The sequence below is a fragment of the Acinetobacter sp. YH12134 genome (assembly GCF_013418555.1).
Taxonomy (GTDB): Bacteria; Pseudomonadota; Gammaproteobacteria; order Pseudomonadales; family Moraxellaceae; genus Acinetobacter; species Acinetobacter indicus.
On record NZ_VPBT01000022.1, the window covers coordinates 13,435 to 32,449 of the forward strand.

At 47.3% G+C, this 19,015-nt stretch carries 19 protein-coding genes; 8 read left to right on the top strand and 11 right to left on the bottom strand.

The annotated features are described in order from the left end of the window. Positions 1-44 precede the first annotated feature (44 nt). The 4 genes from gyrB to dnaA all read right to left on the bottom strand — a co-directional run bounded on the left by gyrB (position 45) and on the right by dnaA (position 6,301). Entirely contained in the window at positions 45-2,513 is a 2,469-nt protein-coding gene (gene gyrB, locus FTU69_RS11960) for a DNA topoisomerase (ATP-hydrolyzing) subunit B (RefSeq protein WP_104470783.1), read from the bottom strand. 42 nt (positions 2,514-2,555) lie between these two features. After that, positions 2,556-3,638, bottom strand: a complete 1,083-nt coding sequence (gene recF / locus FTU69_RS11965; RefSeq protein WP_180103940.1) for a DNA replication/repair protein RecF — start codon at positions 3,636-3,638, stop codon at positions 2,556-2,558. 24 nt (positions 3,639-3,662) lie between these two features. Beyond that, positions 3,663-4,811 carry a DNA polymerase III subunit beta gene (dnaN, locus tag FTU69_RS11970; RefSeq protein WP_016659767.1) on the bottom strand — a complete coding sequence of 383 codons (1,149 nt, stop codon included), beginning with the start codon at positions 4,809-4,811 and terminating at the stop codon, positions 3,663-3,665. Positions 4,812-4,921: 110 nt separating this feature from the next. Then, positions 4,922-6,301, bottom strand: a complete 1,380-nt coding sequence (gene dnaA, locus FTU69_RS11975) for a chromosomal replication initiator protein DnaA (RefSeq protein ID WP_180103941.1) — start codon at positions 6,299-6,301, stop codon at positions 4,922-4,924. Positions 6,302-6,961: 660 nt separating this feature from the next. On the opposite strand from dnaA, the gene rpmH reads away from it, so the two are divergent. The 6 genes from rpmH to FTU69_RS12005 all read left to right on the top strand — a co-directional run bounded on the left by rpmH (position 6,962) and on the right by FTU69_RS12005 (position 11,684). Beyond that, positions 6,962-7,096, top strand: a complete 135-nt coding sequence (gene rpmH / locus FTU69_RS11980; protein WP_000831329.1) for a 50S ribosomal protein L34 — start codon at positions 6,962-6,964, stop codon at positions 7,094-7,096. A 28-nt stretch (positions 7,097-7,124) separates the two neighbouring features. Beyond that, on the top strand, positions 7,125-7,517 hold the full coding sequence (gene rnpA, locus FTU69_RS11985) for a ribonuclease P protein component (protein WP_005181120.1): 393 nt from the start codon (positions 7,125-7,127) through the stop codon (positions 7,515-7,517). 9 nt (positions 7,518-7,526) lie between these two features. Continuing rightward, positions 7,527-7,847 carry a membrane protein insertion efficiency factor YidD gene (yidD, locus tag FTU69_RS11990; protein ID WP_045795963.1) on the top strand — a complete coding sequence of 107 codons (321 nt, stop codon included), beginning with the start codon at positions 7,527-7,529 and terminating at the stop codon, positions 7,845-7,847. 5 nt (positions 7,848-7,852) lie between these two features. After that, positions 7,853-9,622: a membrane protein insertase YidC gene (gene yidC / locus FTU69_RS11995; protein ID WP_005181113.1), complete on the top strand. Its 1,770-nt coding sequence runs from the start codon at positions 7,853-7,855 to the stop codon at positions 9,620-9,622. A gap of 95 nt (positions 9,623-9,717) precedes the next feature. Further along, positions 9,718-11,073 carry a tRNA uridine-5-carboxymethylaminomethyl(34) synthesis GTPase MnmE gene (gene mnmE, locus FTU69_RS12000; RefSeq protein ID WP_163143529.1) on the top strand — a complete coding sequence of 452 codons (1,356 nt, stop codon included), beginning with the start codon at positions 9,718-9,720 and terminating at the stop codon, positions 11,071-11,073. Between the two features lie 275 nt (positions 11,074-11,348). Next, complete coding sequence (locus tag FTU69_RS12005; protein WP_005181102.1) at positions 11,349-11,684, top strand: DUF1622 domain-containing protein; 336 nt, start codon at positions 11,349-11,351, stop codon at positions 11,682-11,684. 117 nt (positions 11,685-11,801) lie between these two features. Here the strand turns inward: FTU69_RS12005 and FTU69_RS12010 are convergent, their stop codons facing one another. Together FTU69_RS12010 and FTU69_RS12015 are read right to left on the bottom strand one after the other, a co-directional pair. After that, positions 11,802-12,977: an MFS transporter gene (locus tag FTU69_RS12010; protein WP_257223644.1), complete on the bottom strand. Its 1,176-nt coding sequence runs from the start codon at positions 12,975-12,977 to the stop codon at positions 11,802-11,804. Between the two features lie 106 nt (positions 12,978-13,083). After that, positions 13,084-13,350, bottom strand: a complete 267-nt coding sequence (locus tag FTU69_RS12015; protein WP_005181098.1) for a metal/formaldehyde-sensitive transcriptional repressor — start codon at positions 13,348-13,350, stop codon at positions 13,084-13,086. A 54-nt stretch (positions 13,351-13,404) separates the two neighbouring features. Here FTU69_RS12015 and dmeF point away from each other — a divergent pair, with 54 nt between their 5' ends. Both dmeF and FTU69_RS12025 read left to right on the top strand, forming a co-directional pair. Continuing rightward, a complete protein-coding gene (gene dmeF / locus FTU69_RS12020; RefSeq protein ID WP_180103942.1) occupies positions 13,405-14,412 on the top strand; it encodes a CDF family Co(II)/Ni(II) efflux transporter DmeF in 1,008 nt (335 codons plus the stop codon). Between the two features lie 90 nt (positions 14,413-14,502). Next, positions 14,503-15,204 carry a DsbC family protein gene (locus FTU69_RS12025; protein WP_180103943.1) on the top strand — a complete coding sequence of 234 codons (702 nt, stop codon included), beginning with the start codon at positions 14,503-14,505 and terminating at the stop codon, positions 15,202-15,204. Between the two features lie 72 nt (positions 15,205-15,276). Here FTU69_RS12025 and FTU69_RS12030 read toward each other — a convergent pair whose 3' ends face one another. The 5 genes from FTU69_RS12030 to FTU69_RS12050 form a co-directional block, all read right to left on the bottom strand. Next, positions 15,277-15,537 (bottom strand): GlsB/YeaQ/YmgE family stress response membrane protein, encoded by a 261-nt coding sequence (locus FTU69_RS12030; protein WP_005181091.1) that lies wholly within the window; start codon positions 15,535-15,537, stop codon positions 15,277-15,279. Positions 15,538-15,703: 166 nt separating this feature from the next. After that, the gene (gene hpt, locus FTU69_RS12035; RefSeq protein WP_005181088.1) at positions 15,704-16,231 is read right to left on the bottom strand and encodes a hypoxanthine phosphoribosyltransferase; all 528 of its coding nucleotides are present in this window, start codon (positions 16,229-16,231) and stop codon (positions 15,704-15,706) included. Positions 16,232-16,301: 70 nt separating this feature from the next. Then, positions 16,302-16,457: a hypothetical protein gene (locus FTU69_RS12040; RefSeq protein ID WP_005181085.1), complete on the bottom strand. Its 156-nt coding sequence runs from the start codon at positions 16,455-16,457 to the stop codon at positions 16,302-16,304. Beyond that, positions 16,444-17,760: a guanine deaminase gene (guaD, locus tag FTU69_RS12045; RefSeq protein WP_180103944.1), complete on the bottom strand. Its 1,317-nt coding sequence runs from the start codon at positions 17,758-17,760 to the stop codon at positions 16,444-16,446. The genes FTU69_RS12040 and guaD overlap by 14 nt, the downstream gene beginning before the upstream one ends. A 263-nt stretch (positions 17,761-18,023) precedes the next feature. Then, positions 18,024-18,989 carry a TerC family protein gene (locus FTU69_RS12050; protein ID WP_075168119.1) on the bottom strand — a complete coding sequence of 322 codons (966 nt, stop codon included), beginning with the start codon at positions 18,987-18,989 and terminating at the stop codon, positions 18,024-18,026. Positions 18,990-19,015 lie beyond the last annotated feature (26 nt).

Consider the following 19,015-nt stretch of genomic DNA (forward strand, 5'->3'; position numbering starts at 1 on the left):
GCCAACAAAAAAGCGCCCGCAGGCGCTTTTTTTAAATCATGCCCTTAGGCATCAATATCGGCATTCAGGGCGTTCTCTTCAATAAAAGCACGACGTGGTTCCACATCATCGCCCATTAAACATGAGAACATCCGATCTGCTTCAATCGCATCTTCAATGGTCACCTGCAGCATATGACGGTTTTCCGGGTCCATGGTGGTTTCCCAAAGCTGCTCGGCATTCATTTCACCCAGACCTTTATAACGCTGGATCATCATGCCGCGGCGTGAGTCCTGCAGAATATGCTGCCAGACCTGATGGAAGCTGTTGACCTGAATCTTGCGCTCGCCTTTTTGCAAGTACGCGCCTTCTTCAATCAGGCTAAACCAGCTCTTCGAGTTCTTCAGCAAACGTGCGTACTCACCCGAACCGAGTAAACCGGCATCCAGCAAATAGGCATGTGGCAGGTTATGCACATAAATGGTAATACGTGGCCAGTAAATCGCAGACTTCTGTCCTTCCGCATCTTCTTTGTCAAAGGTTTCGATGCTGAGTTCAGGACGTAAACTGCTTTGAGTGGCCGCGATATAGGCACACAGCTGCTCACCCCAAGCCTGTACATAATCCAGATCATGCGCCTGATCCAGCTTGAACGCCTCTTGCGCCAGCAAACCATCTAACAGGCTGGCTGGATAACGCAAGGTTAAACGGCTCAGGCTCTTTTGCGAGGTCTGATAATCGGCAATCACCGAAGCCAGTGCTTCACCACGAATCGCCGGTGCATCTGCACTGACATGCAGGGCCAGTTCATCAATGGCATTGGAAATCAGATAGGTTTCCAGCGCTTCATTGTCTTTAATGTACTGTTCCTGCTTGCCTTTTTTCAGCTTGTACAGCGGTGGCTGGGCAATATAGATATGACCACGTTCCACCAGCTCCGGCATTTGACGGAAGAAGAACGTCAGCAGCAAGGTACGGATGTGCGAACCATCGACGTCGGCATCGGTCATGATAATGATTTTGTGATAACGCAGCTTGTCCGGGTTATATTCTTCACGACCAATTCCGCAGCCCAGTGCAGTAATCAAGGTGCCGACCTCTGCCGATGAAATCATCTTGTCAAAACGGGCACGTTCCACGTTCAGGATCTTACCTTTTAGCGGTAAAATCGCCTGCATTTTACGGTTACGGCCTTGCTTGGCTGAACCACCCGCAGAGTCACCCTCGACCAGATACAGTTCCGATAAAGCCGGATCTTTTTCCTGACAATCGGCCAGTTTACCCGGTAAACCGGCAATATCCAGCGCGCTCTTACGACGGGTCATTTCACGTGCTTTACGCGCTGCATCACGGGCACGCGCTGCATCAATAATCTTGCCGGCAATCGATTTGGCCGCTTGCGGGTTTTCCAGTAAATATTCCGAGAAAGATTTATTCATGGCCTGCTCGACCGCAGGTTTTACCTCACTCGACACCAGTTTTTCTTTGGTCTGTGAAGAGAATTTTGGATCAGGCACTTTCACCGAAATAATTGCGGTCAAACCTTCACGTGCGTCATCCCCGGAAACCACCACTTTCTCTTTTTTGAGCAGGTTTTCGTTTTCCATGTAGCTGTTTAAACCACGGGTCAACGCGGCACGGAAACCGGCTAAATGGGTACCGCCATCTTTTTGCGGAATATTGTTGGTAAAGCAGCGTACATTTTCCTGATAAGAATCATTCCATTGCAACGCAACTTCAACTCCAATGCCATTTTCTGCCTGCACGGTAAAATGGAAAATATCATTCAGATGGTTTTTGCCTTCGTTAATGTATTTCACAAACTCAGACAGACCACCTTCATAGTCATAGATATGTTCCAGGTTAATACGTTCATCTTTCAGGACAATGCGTACACCGGCATTCAGGAACGACAGTTCACGTAAACGGCGCGCCAGAATATCGACATTAAAAATGGTCTGGCTAAAGGTTTCAGCACTTGGCCAGAAACGGACCATGGTTCCGGTCTCTTCTGTTTCACCAACCACGGTTAATGGATATTGCGGATCACCATGACGGTATTCCTGCTGATGAATCTGACCGGCACGTTTAATGGTCAGTTCCAGTTTGCTCGACAGGGCGTTTACCACCGATACCCCGACCCCGTGCAGACCGCCCGACACTTTATAACTGTTGTCGTCGAACTTACCGCCGGCGTGCAGGATGGTCAGAATCACCTCGGCAGCCGATACGCCTTCTTCCGGGTGAATGTCGGTTGGAATGCCGCGACCGTTATCGGCCACAGATACCGATTCATCTTCATGAATAGTGACTAGAATCTCGTCACAATGGCCGGCAAGCGCTTCGTCAATCGCGTTATCGACCACCTCGAACACCATGTGGTGCAAACCGGTACCATCATCTGTATCACCGATATACATGCCCGGGCGTTTACGAACAGCATCTAGGCCACGTAATACTTTGATACTAGAGGAATCATAAGCCTTTTCATTGGTTTGTTCTGTTTGAGTGGCAGATTGATCTTCTGAACTCATGGTTTCTCCCTAGTAAAAACTGGTCTATCCAAAGATAAAAAACTATTGCACAACAACTTGAACAGTACCGTTTTCAACATTGAATAATTGATAGGAAATAGACAAATCATGTAAGTGATTCTGCACTGATTCATGGTCTAAGGTGGTAATAAAAACTTGACTACCAAGTTGGCTCAATCGCTCAATTAAACGTCGTTGTGCGGTTAAATCTAATTCTGCTGTCAGATCATCTAATAATACCACAGTTTCCTTATTGCACGCATGCAGCATTGCAATCTGTGACAGTTTTAAAGCCATGATCAATAACTTTTTTTGTCCGCGTGACAGCACTACATCGGCATCGCCCGTCACTGTTTTTAAACGTAAATCTGCGCGATGCGGTCCATATTCGGTATAACGGCGCTCCACATCTTTCTGATGATGATTGATCAAATCGCTCATTAAACCCGGTTCCGGATGAAATCCCGGATGGTATTCCAGGCGAATATTTAAATCGGGCAACAACTGCTGTAAATCCTGCTGAAAATAGTGCTGCCACTGCTCGATAATACTGTAGCGTTGCAGATGCAGCATTTCACCATACTGGCTCAGCATCTGGTTCCACGGTTCTAGTTCTGCCAGGCTTAAATGACGCCGGGTTTTTAGTAAGCTGTTACGCTGTTTTAAGGCCCGCGAATAGTATTGCCAGGCATGATAAAACTCTGGTTCCACGTGGAACATCATCCAGTCCAGCAGCTGTCGCCGTGGTTTAGCGCCGTGGTCGATAATATCCGTACTTTGCGGATCAATCAGTTGTAGCGGCAGCAGTTTGGCCAGCTGCCCCTGGGTGGCAATATGATCACCATTGACCTTAATCAGTTGTTCCCCAGACAGCAGTTTTTGCATGCCGATTTTTTCGGTGGGCGACTGGGCAAATACAATCGCATCTTGGGCATCATGCTGAATATAGTTTTTGGGGATATGGGTACGGAAGGAACGACCGGTGGCCAGTAAATGAATGGCCTCCAGAATCGAGGTTTTACCGGAGCCATTGGCACCATAAAAGACATTAAACGGCTGCAACCCGACGAGTGCAACCGCTTTTAAGTTTCGAACACGTTCTATATTTAAACGCGTAATATGCATAATCGTGTCAGATCACATACAAGCTTAGACACGCATCGGCATCACAACATAGGTTTGATCTTGCTGCGCTGGGTCTTGCACCAGTACCGACTGGTTGGCTTCGGTCATGGTCATTGCCACATCATCACCATCCAGTGCACCTAATACATCCAGCAGATATTGAGCATTGAACGACATTTCCAGCGGTGCATTATTGTATTGCACGGCCAGGTCTTCAATCGCTTCATCCTGCTCCGGGTTGTTGGCACGTAATTGCAGTGAATCTGCATTAAAGTTCAGGAATACGCCGCGTAATTTTTCATTACTTAAAATCGCCACACGCTGTAACGACTGCTTGAAGACATCATGTGCAATCATCACCACTTTATCGCCACCACGTGGAATCACACGGCGGTAATCCGGGAATTTACCATCAATTAACTTGGTGGTGAAACGTACGGTAATATCGCCCTGCTCTTTGTCACGGCTCGGCACGGAAATGGTTACATTTAACAGTTCACGACCAATTAACAGGGATAGTTGCTCATCTTCAATACTGAGTAAACGCTGTAATTCGCCCACGGCTTTACGTGGCACAATTGCCTGAATCGGTTGTGTCGCATTTGAAGAGGCACCGGTTTCACATAATGCCAAACGGTGGCCATCGGTAGTCACAGCGCGCAGCTGGTTTTCATCAATTTCCAGTAAGGTGCCGGTCAAATAGAAACGTACATCCTGCACCGCCATGGCAAAGGCGGTTTTTTCAAATAAACGTTTTAATTCACGCTGAGTCACCGCTACCTGTGTGCCTTGAGTATTTTCAGTGGCCAATAACGGATAATCTTCGGCTGGTAAAGTGCCCAACACGAAACGGCTGTTGCCTGATTTTAAAATACAGCGCTGATCTTCAGTAATCTGCAGGTCAATTAAAGCCGCAGTCGGCAAAGATTTACAGATATCCATCAGTTTACGTGCCGGCACTGTGGTCTCACCCGCCTGTAAACATGCACCTTCAGCCAGAACCGTACTGGCCACCAGCTCAACTTCCAGATCGGAACCGGTAATGGTCAGCGCCTGTTCGGTCACCTGAACTTTCACGTTAGATAAAATGTTTAACGTATGGCGACGTTCAACCGCTCCTACAACATGTGATAGAACATTGAGTAAGCTTTCTTTGGCGATTTTTAAACGCACGGTACATTCCTCTAACAACTGAAGATGATGAAGATAAAAATTAATTTTTTAGCAGTGTACTATGCGGCAGAATATGCCGCATTGCAAGAACAGAATTTGACCAAACCGGCCTAACTTTGCAACAGGCGTTGCAGGTTTTTATAGTCCTCGTTGAAGATTGGATCTTCTTCGCGCAGGCTTTGTACTTTCTCGCAGGCATGCATCACGGTACTGTGGTCACGACCACCAAAAGCCATGCCAATTTCGGGGAAACTGTCCCCGGTCAGTTCACGGGCCAGCCCCATCGCCAGCTGCCGCGGACGGGCATAAATCCGGGTACGTTTTGGCCCGACCAATTCTTTCAGTGGAATACGGAAATATTCACTGACCACACGCTGGATATTTTCGGTACTGATGGTACGCGCACGAATCGCCAGCACATCTTTTAGAGATTCACGCACCACATCCAGATCAATCGCGGTGCCTTTAAAACGGGAAATTGCGACCACCTTGTTTAAGGCGCCTTCCAGTTCACGCACGTTGGCGACCACCTGCTGGGCAATAAACAAGGCACAGTTGCGCGGTAAATCGACGCCACTGCTTTCGGCTTTCTTTAATAGAATTTCAATCCGGGTTTCAATATCGGGCGGTTCTACCCCAACTGACAAGCCCCAGGAAAAACGTGACACCAGACGCGGGTCCAGTTCGGTCAGTTCTTTTGGATAACGGTCCGACGTCAGAATAATCTGCTTGGATTCATCCAATAAGGCATTAAAGGTATAGAAAAATTCCACCAGACTGGCTTCTTTACCGGCCAGCAAATGAATGTCATCCACCAAGAGCAGATCAAGTGAACGGCAATTTTTCTTGAATTCTTCAACCTTGCCCTGCTGTAGCGAGCTGACAAAGTCATGTACAAAGCTTTCAGCAGTCATATACATGACCCGGGCATTCGGCTTGGCCTGCAACAAGGCATTCCCCACTGCCTGCATCAAGTGGGTTTTACCCAGACCGGTCGGGCCATATAAAAATAGCGGGTTATGTTGTGAAGCGCCCAGATGGGTCAATACTTTACGGCAGGTTTCTGCCGCCATCTGGTTAGAACGGCCTTCTACAAATAAAGAAAAGGTAAATAAAGGGTTTAACTGACGCTTGCGGCTGTTTTTGCTGGCACTCTCTTCTTTGTCCTTTTTTGGACGGCTGACCGGTGCCGGTGCTGACTCTAAAGCAGCGGTGGTGGTCGCTGGCTGTTCACTGGCCGATAAAATGGCGCCCGGACGGGAATCGACCAGGATTTCAACTTTACGTACCCGTCCTTCAGACAGTTGTTCGGCCAGAATCGTGATCAGCTCAAGATGATGTTCCTGAATATAGCGGGTCCAATACGGGTTCGGTGCATATAAACGTAAAGTATCTTCTGATTCTTCTGCAACTAATGGGCGAATCCACATCGTAAAGACATTCCCAGAGAGCTCTTGTCGCAAGCGATTTAAGCAGTCCGTCCAAAGCATGTGAAAACCCCTATTTATTCCATTTTAAATTTAAAACGCATTCGTCCGCTGCAAGCGGGTCGCCATTCTAACCAAGTTATCCACATCTGTCATGAGAAATTGAGCGAATTTAGCCAAAAAACAAACATCAAGATCTAAATTTAAATTTAAAAGCTGGTGTGGATAAGTTTATCCGCAAGCTGTGAATAAAATATAGCATAAAGTTATCCACAATGTATTAAAAATATAAAAACACAGTTATCCACATGCAAAGTCTATGTTTTTTAAATTTAAAAATTGCTTTTCCACATAAAAAAGCCACCCTAATAAGAATAAATTTAAATTTATAAATTTGAATTTATATATTAGAGCGTGCTCGGATGTGGATAAACTGAAAATAAATTTAAATTCGAATTTAAACCTGCAGAGAATAAGTTTATTCACATGGTCTTGTGGATAATTATGTGAATAATATTGTTTATAACTTATTTTGTATTTTTTAACAATAGGATAGCTTGTGAATAAGCCAGAATATGTACAGTTGCCTATTCCTGGATAAACTTAAGGCCTTTTATAAAAATTAGGCTTATTTAAAGGAAAACCGTGTTTTTGATTGACAGCTCAAGCAATGAGCACTAAAATCGCGGACCTTTATAGAAAGATCATTTTTGGAGTTTCGACATGAAACGTACATTCCAACCATCTGAATTAAAGCGTAAACGCGTTCATGGTTTCCGTGCTCGTATGGCTACTAAAGCTGGTCGTCAAGTATTAGCTCGCCGTCGTGCAAAAGGTCGTCACAGCTTAACTGTTTAATCAGTCACGCTGCATCGACTTGGGTGTTATGACATCACTTTATGGCTTCAGCACAGAGCTTCGTATACGCTGTGCTGCCGATTATAAAGATGTGTTTGATGGTGCGCTTTTTAAAGTGCATCAACCCCATTTCTTATTTCTGGCAAAACCGTCCGAACTGCTGAACAGCCGTTTGGGTATTGTTGTTGCCAAGAAAAAAGTGCGTCGTGCACACGAAAGAAATCGAGTAAAACGACTTGCTCGCGAAAGTTTTCGCCTGCATCAACAGCAATTGGCTGTACTGGATATTGTGGTGATGCCCAAAATGGGGATTGAAACAGTGCCAAATGCAGAGTTACATCAGCAATTACAATTTGCTTGGCAGAAATTGCACCGCCTTGCCAAAAAGCATTCTAAAATAGCTCCCTCCCCACATCAGTAGAGATGACCAATGGTACGTTTACTGCATTGGTTGATTCGTTTCTATCAGATTGCGATTAGTCCGCTTCTTGGACCACGTTGTCGCTATATTCCAACCTGTTCTCAATATGCCCTGGAAGCAGTCCAGATCCATGGGGCCGGACGTGGTGTGTGGCTGGCGACTAGACGTATCTGTCGTTGTCATCCGTGGGGTGGTTCGGGCTATGACCCTGTACCGGCCAAAGCAATTCGTTTTATTTCATTTCAGCAAATAGATTCTCAAACGGGTCACATTGCTGTACCCTTTCGTGAACGTTTATTGAACCAAAATCACTCTAACCACTTGGGGTAATAGATATGCAACAATGGGCCAGGATTGCAATTCTCGGGGCCATGTTTGTTGTCGCTTATTTGCTCATTTTGGCTTGGCAAAAAGATTATGGAAATGCTGAAACCCAACCACAGCAACAGGCTGCGGTGGTTTCACATGAAGTGTCTGCAGATTTGCCAAATGGCCAAACCGCTACAGCAGCTTCTGATGTACCGCAGGCAAATATTTCAGCGCAGCAGACTCAAACCACAGATGCCACTGCACCTGTAAGTCAGCAGCTTATTTCAGTACAAACTGACCTTTATCATCTTTGGATCAATCCAAAAGGTGGTGATATTGTTCGTGTTGAATTACTCAATCATGACAAAAATAAAGACAGTGATGCACCGTTTGTAATGCTTGAAAGCGATGACAAACGTACCTATGTCGCTCAGTCAGGCCTGATTGGTCTGAATGGACCAGACAGCAGCCGTAATGGTCGTCCAAGCTATGAAGTTGAAAAATTAAGCTATAGCCTGGAAGATGCCAAAGCCGTTCAGAATCAGGACGGTGAAGCGGTGAAAGTGTTAAATGTACCAATGGTGTACAAAACTGCTGACGGTGTAGAAATTATCAAGACCTTCAGCTTCAAGCAAGGCGAATATCCGATTGTGGTCAACCACAAAGTGGTAAACCGCAGTGGCCAGAACTGGCAAGGTCAAATGTTTGGTCAGATCAAACGTGATAACTCGGATGATCCGGGTAAATCGGACCAGGGCATTTTCACTTTGGGTACCTTCCTGGGCGGCGCCTGGGGGACACCGGATGAACACTACAACAAGCTGAAATTCGACAACTTCACTGAAGAAAAACTGAATGTTGAAGCGACTGGCGGCTGGGTTGCGGTGGTGCAGCACTACTTCGTGAGTGCATGGGTACCGGGTAACCTGAAACTGACCCAGGCCGATGGCCAACCGTATAGCGCCAAGCTGGAATCGCGTAAATCAGGCGATAATATGAATATTATCGGCTTTACTTCGCCAACCATTAATGTACCGGCGGGTACAGTGGCAGAAGTCGATGCGACCTTCTATAGCGGTCCAAAAATCCAGTCAGAGCTGAAAGATCTGGCCACCGGTCTGAATCAGACTGTGGATTATGGCTGGTTATGGCCAATTGCCAAACTGCTGTTTGTAGGCTTGGAATTCTTCCACGGCTTAGTGGGGAACTGGGGCTGGGCAATTATTCTGTTGACCATTCTGGTGAAGCTGATTCTGTGGCCATTATCGTCGAAGAGCTACCGTTCTATGGCGAAAATGCGTGTGATTGCACCTGAAATGCAGCGCATGAAAGAAGAGTTCGGTGAAGACCGGATGCGCTTCTCGCAAGAGATGATGGCCCTGTACAAACGTGAACAGGTCAATCCGCTGGCCGGCTGTTTACCGCTGTTACTGCAAATGCCAATCTTCCTGGCCCTGTACTGGGTACTGATGGAATCTGTAGAGCTGCGTCATGCGCCATGGTTACTCTGGATTCAGGATTTATCGGCAATGGATCCTTGGTTTATCTTGCCGCTGATCATGGGTGCGACCATGTATATCCAGCAAATGCTGAACCCGCAGCCGACCGATCCTATGCAGGCTAAAGTCTTCCGCATTATGCCAGTGATCTTTACTGTGTTCCTGCTGTTCTTCCCGGCGGGTCTGGTGTTGTACTGGATTGTCAACAACCTGATCACCATCTTGCAGCAAGGCCTGATCAACAAATCTGTTGAGAAAGACCGTGCCAAACGTGATGAAGCGACCCCAGTCAACTAAGTTGTACTGACGAGCTGAATAAATCCGCTTAAGATGATACTCTTAGGCGGATTTTTTTTGGCCCGACTTTAAGCATTGCGACAGGTGAATTTATGCTGACCCAAACCACAACAATTGCTGCGATTGCCACTCCACCCGGGCGTGGCGGTGTGGGGGTAATTCGCCTGTCTGGTCCTAAATCCTATGCCATTGCTGAAGCCCTGACCCAAAAGCAGCTGCCAAAAGCCCGTTTTGCCGGCTTCCGCCAGTTTTATGAGGCTAGCGGTGAGGTGATGGATGAAGGTTTGGTGATTTGTTTCCCCAATCCGAACTCCTTTACCGGTGAAGACGTGGTGGAACTGCAAGGTCATGGCGGCCCGGTCATTCAAAATGCCCTGCTGGCACGTTTACTGGAACTCGGTGCGACCGCGGCCAAAGCCGGTGAGTTTTCCATGCGCGCCTTTGAAAATGGCAAGCTTGATCTGGTACAGGCCGAAGCGATTGCTGACCTGATTGACGCCACTTCGCAGGCCGCAGCACGTTCAGCGGTACGTTCTTTACAAGGTGCATTTTCAACCAAGGTCAATACGGTTTTAGAAAAACTGATTCATCTGCGTTTGCATGTGGAAGCAGCGATTGATTTTCCGGAAGAAGAAATTGATTTTCTGGCCGATGGCAAAATTCTGGCCCTACTGGATGATGTTGCCAGCTCAGTCACCGCGGTACAGCAATCGGCACGTCAGGGACAATTATTACGTGAAGGCTTGCAGGTGGTGATTGCTGGTAAACCCAATGCCGGAAAATCATCTTTACTGAATGCTTTAGCCGGGATTGAACGGGCGATTGTGACCGATATTGCTGGTACCACCCGTGATGTGCTGCATGAAAAAATCACCTTAAATGGCTTGCCGATTACCCTGACCGATACCGCCGGTTTACGGGAAACCGGTGATGTGGTGGAAAAAGAAGGCATCCGCCGCGCGATTAAAGAAATTGAACAGGCCGATTTATTGCTGCTGGTGTATGACTTAAGTCAGGGTGAAGATCCACTGGCCTTGGCCCAGGAATATTTTGCCGATCATCTGGAACCCAAACGTCTGATGCTGATTGGTAATAAAGCAGATTTGACTGGTGCTGAAGCCGTTATTGGTGATTATCAGGGCTTTCGTCATATTACCGTGTCGGCCAAGCAGGAAACCGGTGTTCAATCGCTCATAGATGCGATTACAGCGCATGCAGGCTTCCAGCCGGAAGAAGATACCTTCATTGCCCGAACTCGTCATTTAGACGCAATGAAACGCACCCAGTACTATCTGGCCGAAGCGCGCGAGCAGCTGGTAGATTATCATGCCGGTGAGCTGGTGGCTGAATCCCTGCGTCTGGCGCAAAATGCCCTAGGTGAAATTACCGGAGATTTTAGTGCCGATGATCTGTTGGGTAAAATTTTCGGTTCTTTCTGTATTGGAAAATAAGCGCAGCACGCTCTGAGATTGCTATGCATTTAAAAGCATCAGGTGTTAGCCACCTGGTGCTTTTTTATTGCTTTTTATCAGGCAATCTCGTCATTTCAGCCTAAATAGTTTTGTATGTTCTAAGGGAACAGCCTGTCACATTGTATGGGCTAGCCTATATCCCACCATCCGCCCTTCTATTGCCCGATATTCAGGCTATGATGAGTGAATAACCTACAAGTTGTTCCAATAAAATCCTGAATGCAGTTCAACAAAAACACTGCCGGAGGTGTGGCATGCTGGAGGTGGTTGATTTACGTGAGTCACTGGTTGCTTTAGTGAGTGTGCTGCAGCTGTTGCTCGAGTTTATCTCGGTGGTCTGTGTGGTGATTGGTCTGGTCAAAACCTTAATGGTGCTGGTTCAGCTAAAATCCGGCCGCAGTGCGCGCTATTGTTTTGGCAATTGGCTGGCCACTGCGCTGGAGTTTCAGCTGGCCGCGGATATTCTGGCCACCACGGTCGATCCGGATATGGACAGCCTGATCAAACTGGCGATTATTGCGGTCATTCGGACCTTTTTAAACTACTTTTTAATGAAAGAGCTGGAACATCAACCCGGTACAGAGAAATAAAACTATTCAATCATCTGGTGGATGTTGATATGGTCAGCATCTGATTGGCAGCGCAGTCTGTCCGCACCCAGGATCAGGCCGAGGGTGCCTGATCATCCCCGACTCAACAGCATTAATTTAAAAGGTTAGCACTTTACGCTGCTGCCAGATCAGGCTGAGGCAAAGCAGCCCAATCAGCATGCAGAAGCTGATAATACCCACACTTAAGCCAAAATGGTCTGATAAATAGCCCACCGCAATAATCGGTACAATGGTGCCCAGATAGGCAATAAACAGATAACTGGACATAATTGCAGCGCGGTTGTGCGGCTGACTCATCTGGTGAATCAGGCCAAAGGCGCCCAATAAGCTCAAGCCATGCCCAATTCCGACCAGCATATCACTGACAAAGAACAGCGGGCTCCATTGCAGCGACATACATAACCCCAGCAGAAGCAGACTGCCGAGCAGCGCATAGAGCCCCCAGCGCAAGGCCGTGGCAGGCAGCACGCTACGGGCAAAAAACTGGACGATGGCTGAAATAATTAAAATCGCGGAAATTGCTACACCACTGACCAGTGGCCCATGCCAGGGCAAAATATCCTGCACAAACGACGGCGACAGCGAAGCAAACAGACTAAAGCCGGCAAAGGCACAAAACGCGGCCAGACTGACCAGAAAAAAAGCAGCCTGATACGGCGCATCCGGGGTTTGTAATTTGGGATAAACCGAAAATGGCTGCTGTTCAAAGGCAGGCTGTTTTAGCTTGAACAGGCCCAGCCCACAGAAAATGGCACTGACAATCACCGGAAGATAAGGCGTGACCAGCGACTGCTCGGCAAACTGGGCAATTACACCGCCCAGAAATGGCCCTAAACCAAAGCCAATTGCTGTAATAATCGAGCTGAGCTGTGGCGCCAGCAGTTTATGGCTATCGGGCACTACATTCATCAGCCCCAGCATGGCAGAGGTGGTAATCAGTCCCGAAGCAATCCCAATAATAAAGCGGCCGAGGCCCAAATACAGCGCTGTCGGTGCCCAGGCTGACAGTATCAGTCCAACCGTGACCAGGGCAATACCGACCTGCAAGCTGCGGACAAAACCAAAGCGGTTACTGGTCCGTCCCAGAAACAGCAAGGTGGCCAGACAGCCGAACATATAGGCCACAAACAGATAGGTAATATGACTCGGCAGCAGCTGCCACAGCTCCTGATATAGGGGATATAAAGGGCTGGCCAGTGCGGTTCCAACGGTACCAATACACAGCGCCAGGCTGACCATTAAAAACGGCTGCCACGATTGAGCGTTTGACATGAGAGAATAAAAACATACCTCAGCTTTTTGGCTCAGGTATCATGATATGAGAAAAGATCGTTTCAGTGTAAAGGCAGGAATTTCGTGGGTCAATCGAAAGATGGGCTTAGGTATAGCGTTTTAACAATTTTAAAAATTCATCCAGTTCGACTTCATTGACCTCGACCTCATCGCCAATGACATGATGGCGCAAATGCGATTCAATCAGCTCATTCATCAGCCCGTTAACCGCGCCTTTAATCGCAGCCACCTGCTGTAATACTTCGATACAGCTTTTTTCCGGATCATGGATGGACTGTTCCACCGCACTGATCTGACCTTGTAAACGCTTGATGCGATTTAAAACTTTTTTATCTGTATGTAAATGGCCCACACTTCACCTTAATTTCAAATATACTATGGGGGAGTATGTTGGACGATTCTCCCCATGCAAAATCATGTTTCTCACAGTACCCATCACCATCAGTTTGATGAAGGCAATCCACTGGCCCAGAAGCGTATATTATATGCTGCGATATTAACCGGTGTCATGATGCTTTTAGAGATTATTGGCGGCTGGATTTTTAACTCGATGGCACTTCTGGCCGATGGCTGGCATATGAGCTCGCATATGCTGGCTTTGGGGCTGGCCTATGTGGCTTATCGGGCGGCGCGTCATTATGCCCAGGATGCCCGTTTTAGCTTTGGTACCTGGAAAATTGAGATTCTGGCCGGTTATAGTAGTGCGATTTTATTGCTGGTAGTGGCCGGTTTTATGGCGCTTCATTCGGTAGAACGCTTATTTTTCCCGGTTAATATTCATTATAACGAAGCCATTCCCATTGCGATTTTAGGCCTATTGGTCAACTTGATTTGTGCCTGGTTACTGCATGATGATGGTCACCATCACCATCACCATCACCATCACCATCACCATCACCATCACCATGAGTCGGGGCATGGACATGCGCATGCACATACAGCTGGAGCACATGATTTAAACCAGAAAGCTGCGTTTATGCATGTGGTGGCCGATGCTGTGACCTCCATTTTTGCGATTGTGGCCTTAATTGCCGGCAAGTTCTGGGGCTGGGATTTTCTTGATGCGGTACTGGGTATTGTGGGTTCGATTCTGGTGGCGCGCTGGGCCTGGGGCCTGATTCAGGAAACTGGACGCACCTTGCTGGATGCCGAAATGGATCATCCGGTGGTGGAAGAAATTCGCGAGGTGATTGCCGAGCTGCCAGGAATGGTCAATATCACCGATCTGCATGTCTGGAAAGTCGGTCGTGACAAGTTTTCCTGTATTCTGGCCGTAGAAACTGAAGATGAATTAAATGCCGATCAAATCCGCACGGCCCTGTCAGTGCATGAGGAAATTGTGCATGTCTCAATTGAAATTAACTCGATTCATCCGGTTTATGTTCCACGTGAAACGCCATTGTCGATGCTGTAGTGATTCGGTAAATTTCTCTGATAAAAGTGGAATCTTTGTCCCGATTTAAGATTAGAATCGGGCAAGGATTGATAAAGACAAGATTTCACTATGTTTAAACATGCATTCTTGCTGGCCGCGCTCGCGATGAGCTCAACGCCGGCACTGGCCAATGTCGACACCGTCAAAGCCAATTTAAAGCAGCAGCATCCAAACCTGGACATCCAGAATATTCAGGCCACTGAAATGCGCGGGATTTATAGCGGTTCAATGCAGGGTCAGGTGGTCTATCTGAATGAAGATGCCAAGCATATTCTGGCCGGTTCCATGCTCCGTTTAAGCGACCAGCAGAATTTGACCAAAGCGCTGCTGGTACAACAAAACAGCATCGACTGGAAAAAACTGCCGCTACAAGATGCTTTAAAAACGGTTCGAGGGACGGGTAAACGTCAGCTGGCCATCTTTTCTGACCCAAATTGCCCGTATTGCAAACAGCTGGAAGTAGAGCTGAAAAAACTCAATGATGTCACCATTTACACCTTTATTTTACCGTTAAAGGCACAATCGGTACGCCCTTCGCAGCAGGTGTATTGTGAAGCCAATCCGGCCCAGGCCTGGGAAGACCTGATTGCCAAAGGTCTTAGCCCGCGCACGAGCCAGTCCTGTGCCAATCCGATTCAGCGTAATCTGAAACTGGCGCAAAGCCTGGGATTAAACGGCACACCGGCCATTATTTTCTCGAATGGTTTTAAGGTGATGGGCGCCTACCCTGCTGCGCAGATCGAGCAGATTTTCAAGGAATTTGGACTCTAAGCTCAGATTGTTAAAAGTCAGATTTTAGACCATAAAAAAGCACCGGCGAATGAACGGTGCTTTTTTATTGATTTAAACGCGATGTGAGCGTTTGGAAATCATGTTATAGATAAACAGAATAATCAGCGCACCAATCACCGAGGCAATAAAGCCGGCAGCTGAGTTTTCATCATACAGACCGAGGAAGCGACCGCCGTAAGTGGCCAACAGTGAACCGGCGATCCCGAGTAAGGTGGTCATAATAAAGCCTGCTTTATCATCACCTGGATGGATGGCACGGGCGATAAGACCTGCAATAAAACCAATCACGATAGCCACAATAAGTGTCCACATCTCCTGTCTCCTTCTTGTTATGGTTTATCAAATTGAGTTGTTGCTATTTGATTTATTTTTCAGGATTTTTGAGAGGACAAACAGTAGAGTCCTGCTACAGATTGTAGTTTTTTTGTCCGCTTTGTCGTAAAAAAAGTGGCTGAACGCCACTTTCTTTTGCGGTTGCTTACAGACCGATTTCACCAATAAACGGGATATGGCGATATTTCTGGTCATAGTCGAGGCCATAACCGACAATAAATTTGTCTTCTACTTCAAAGCCCAGGAATTTAACTTCCAGTTCAATTTCACGGCGTGACGGTTTGCTGACCAAGGTACACAGCTCAATCGAATTTGGTTCACGGGTTTGTAGAATTTCCAGTACTTTGCTCAGGGTATTGCCAGAGTCGATAATATCTTCTACCACCAGCACATCTTTGCCACGAATTTCGCCGTCGAGGTCTTTCAGGATTTTTACATCACGCGAAGACACAGTACTGCCGCCATAACTTGAAACGGTCATAAAGTCCAGTTCATGCGGTTTTTCAATGGTCCGGCATAAATCGGCCATAAACAGCACAGAACCGCGCAGTAAACCGATTAACACCAGCTCCTTGTCGCTATTGGCATAATGCGCATTAATCTGTTTACCAAGTTCTTGAACTTTCGCATGAATTTCTTCAGCAGAAATCAATACTTTCATATCAACGGTCATGGGTAGATCCCTAAAAGAGCAAAAAATAAAAAAGGTGTTGACCTGCAACACCCCAAAATATGCCTTAATTTTAATACATCTTGCGGTCAGATGCATCCTCTTTGCTGTCTAAAAAAACAGCATTTTTGACCGGGTGGTCTCTTTTCAGCAATAAGGCCAGACCAATCAGCGTGAGCGCCACCCGCCATTTCGGTTGCGCCCGGCGTATAGGTTTAGTCGCGGACATAGGCACATTGTCCATAAATATAGGTGGCCTGAATATTCCGTTCATCGCCCATGGTCATGAGCGCAAACAGGCTGTCTTCCAGGCCTTTGCTGTGCTGCTGGCGCAGGGTCTGCAAGGCGGTGGCGTTTAAATCCAGCACAATAAAGTCCGCTTCTTTACCGACATTGAAATTGCCGAGCTTGTCATCCAGATCCAGTGCTTTGGCACCGCCTAAAGTGGAATGATACAGTGCTTCATAGGCCGACAGGTTTTGCTCAAGTAGCTGCTGGACTTTATAGGCTTCGCTAATGGTGCGCAGCTGGCTAAACGAGGTCCCTGCCCCGATGTCGGTGCCTAGGCCCATTTTGACCTGTTTCTGCCAGGTCTGATGAATCGGGAACAGGCCACTGCCCAGGAACAGGTTGGAGGTCGGACAAAAGGCAATCGCGGAATCGGTCTGGTGCATACAGTCCCACTCCTGCTCTTCCAGATGCACACAATGCGCAAATACCGAACGTGAACCGGTCAGCCCATAATGATGATAGACATCTAAATAGCCTTTTTGCTCCGGGAACAGGCTTTTGACCCAGGCAATTTCATTTTTGTTTTCACTTAAATGGGTATGTAAATACACATCCGGATATTCAGCTTTCAGCTGCTGCGCTTTTTCCAGTTGTGCCGGCGTTGAGGTCGGTGCAAAACGCGGGGTAATCGCATATAAATTACGGCCTTTTCCATGCCACTTTTCAATCAGTGCTTTAGATTCCTGATAGGCGCGTTCTGGCGTGTCACAGAGTTCCTCGGGTGCATGACGGTCCATCAGCACTTTACCAGCAATCAGGCGCATCTGGTGCTGTTCTGCGGCTTCAAAAAGGGCATCGACAGATTCAGGATGCACGGTACAGAACACCAGTGCCGTGGTGGTGCCATTTTTCAGCAGTTCCTGCACAAAAAATGCAGCAATCTTGTCAGCATAGCTTTTATCAGCAAACTGCATTTCGGTTGGAAAGGTATAGGTATTTAGCCATTCCAGCAGCTGGGTGCCATAGGCGCCCACCATTTCGGTTTGTGGAAAATGAATATGGGTATCAATGAAGCCGGGTATAATTAGCTGATCGGGATAATGCTGCACCGAAACACCGGCCGGAATATACGCCTGCCCCTCTTCCCAGGGACCAAACCAGTGAATTTTCCCGTGTTGGGTAATTAATAAACCATCTTCTACATAGCGCACTTGGTCGTGAATATCACGCGCTTGGGCAACTGTATTCTGAATATCGAGGAAGCGGCCGCGAATTGCCGTCGTTGCAATGACAGAAGACATGAAAAACCTGCACTTGTTTAATTTTTTCGGTTGATTGTAGCTGAAAAGCGCTGCCCTGTATGGAAAATCCAACATTCAGTCACAGACATTGGGTGTCATGCAAAACTGTTGCCAGTTTGGGTGAAATACAAGATGTCCACTGGGTCAACTCTAAAATATTCAGTTAAATCGCGTACTTATACGATGATATTTAAGAGTAATCCCTGAATATGGAAAATAAAAAAAGCCCGTATGCAACGGGCTTTTTGATCAATCAGGCCACTTTAGAGCGTGGTTTCATGATGCTTGCGGCTGTGACGAATCGACAGCCAGGCAGTAATTGCCAGCACAATCACAATAAAGCTTAGGGAAATCCAGATTGGCATGTGGAATACATCTAGCATCAGCATCTTGAAGCCAATGAACACCAGAATAATTCCCAGCCCATACGGCAGATAATGCATTTTGGTGGCTGCACCGGCCAGCAGGAAGAACATGGCGCGTAAGCCTAAAATCGCCATCAGGTTGGCGGTCAAGACAATAAAGGGATCACTGGTCACGGCGAAAATTGCAGGAATTGAATCCACCGCAAAAATCACATCGGAGGCTTCAACCAGAATCAGCACCAGAAAGAGTGGCGTGGCCCAGAGTAAGCCCTCTTTACGTACAAAGAAGCGGCTGCCTTCCAGCTGCGGGGTAATCCGCATATGTTTGCGTAACCATTTCAGGATCGCCATATCTTCGATATTGCTGTCTTCATCGTCCTGTCCACGCAGGAATTTAAAGCCGGTATACACCAGGAAGGCACCGAACAGATACAGAATCCAGGAGAATTCCTGCACAAACCAGGCGCCAATAAAAATAAAGATGGTACGCAGCACAATAGCGCCCAAAACGCCATACAGCAGGATTTTACGTTGTAGTGCCGGTGGAATGGCAAAGGCAGCAAAAATCATCAGCCAGACAAAGACGTTATCAATCGCCAGTGATTTTTCCAGTAAATAACCGGCTAGATATTCCATCACCTTGGTATTGGCGACATCCAGTCCGGCGGTCTGTTTCAGATATAACCATAGGCCACCACCAAACAGCATGGCCACGCTGACCCAGGCGATACTCCAGTAAGCGGCGGTACGCACCTGAACGGTCTGGCCTTCTTTTTGTTTAAAGCCCAGAAAGTCGATGGCGAGCATGACCATAACAATCGCAAAAAAGGCCAGATACAGCCAGATATTGCCGATAGATTCCATACAATCTCCACATCCGACAATTGGCC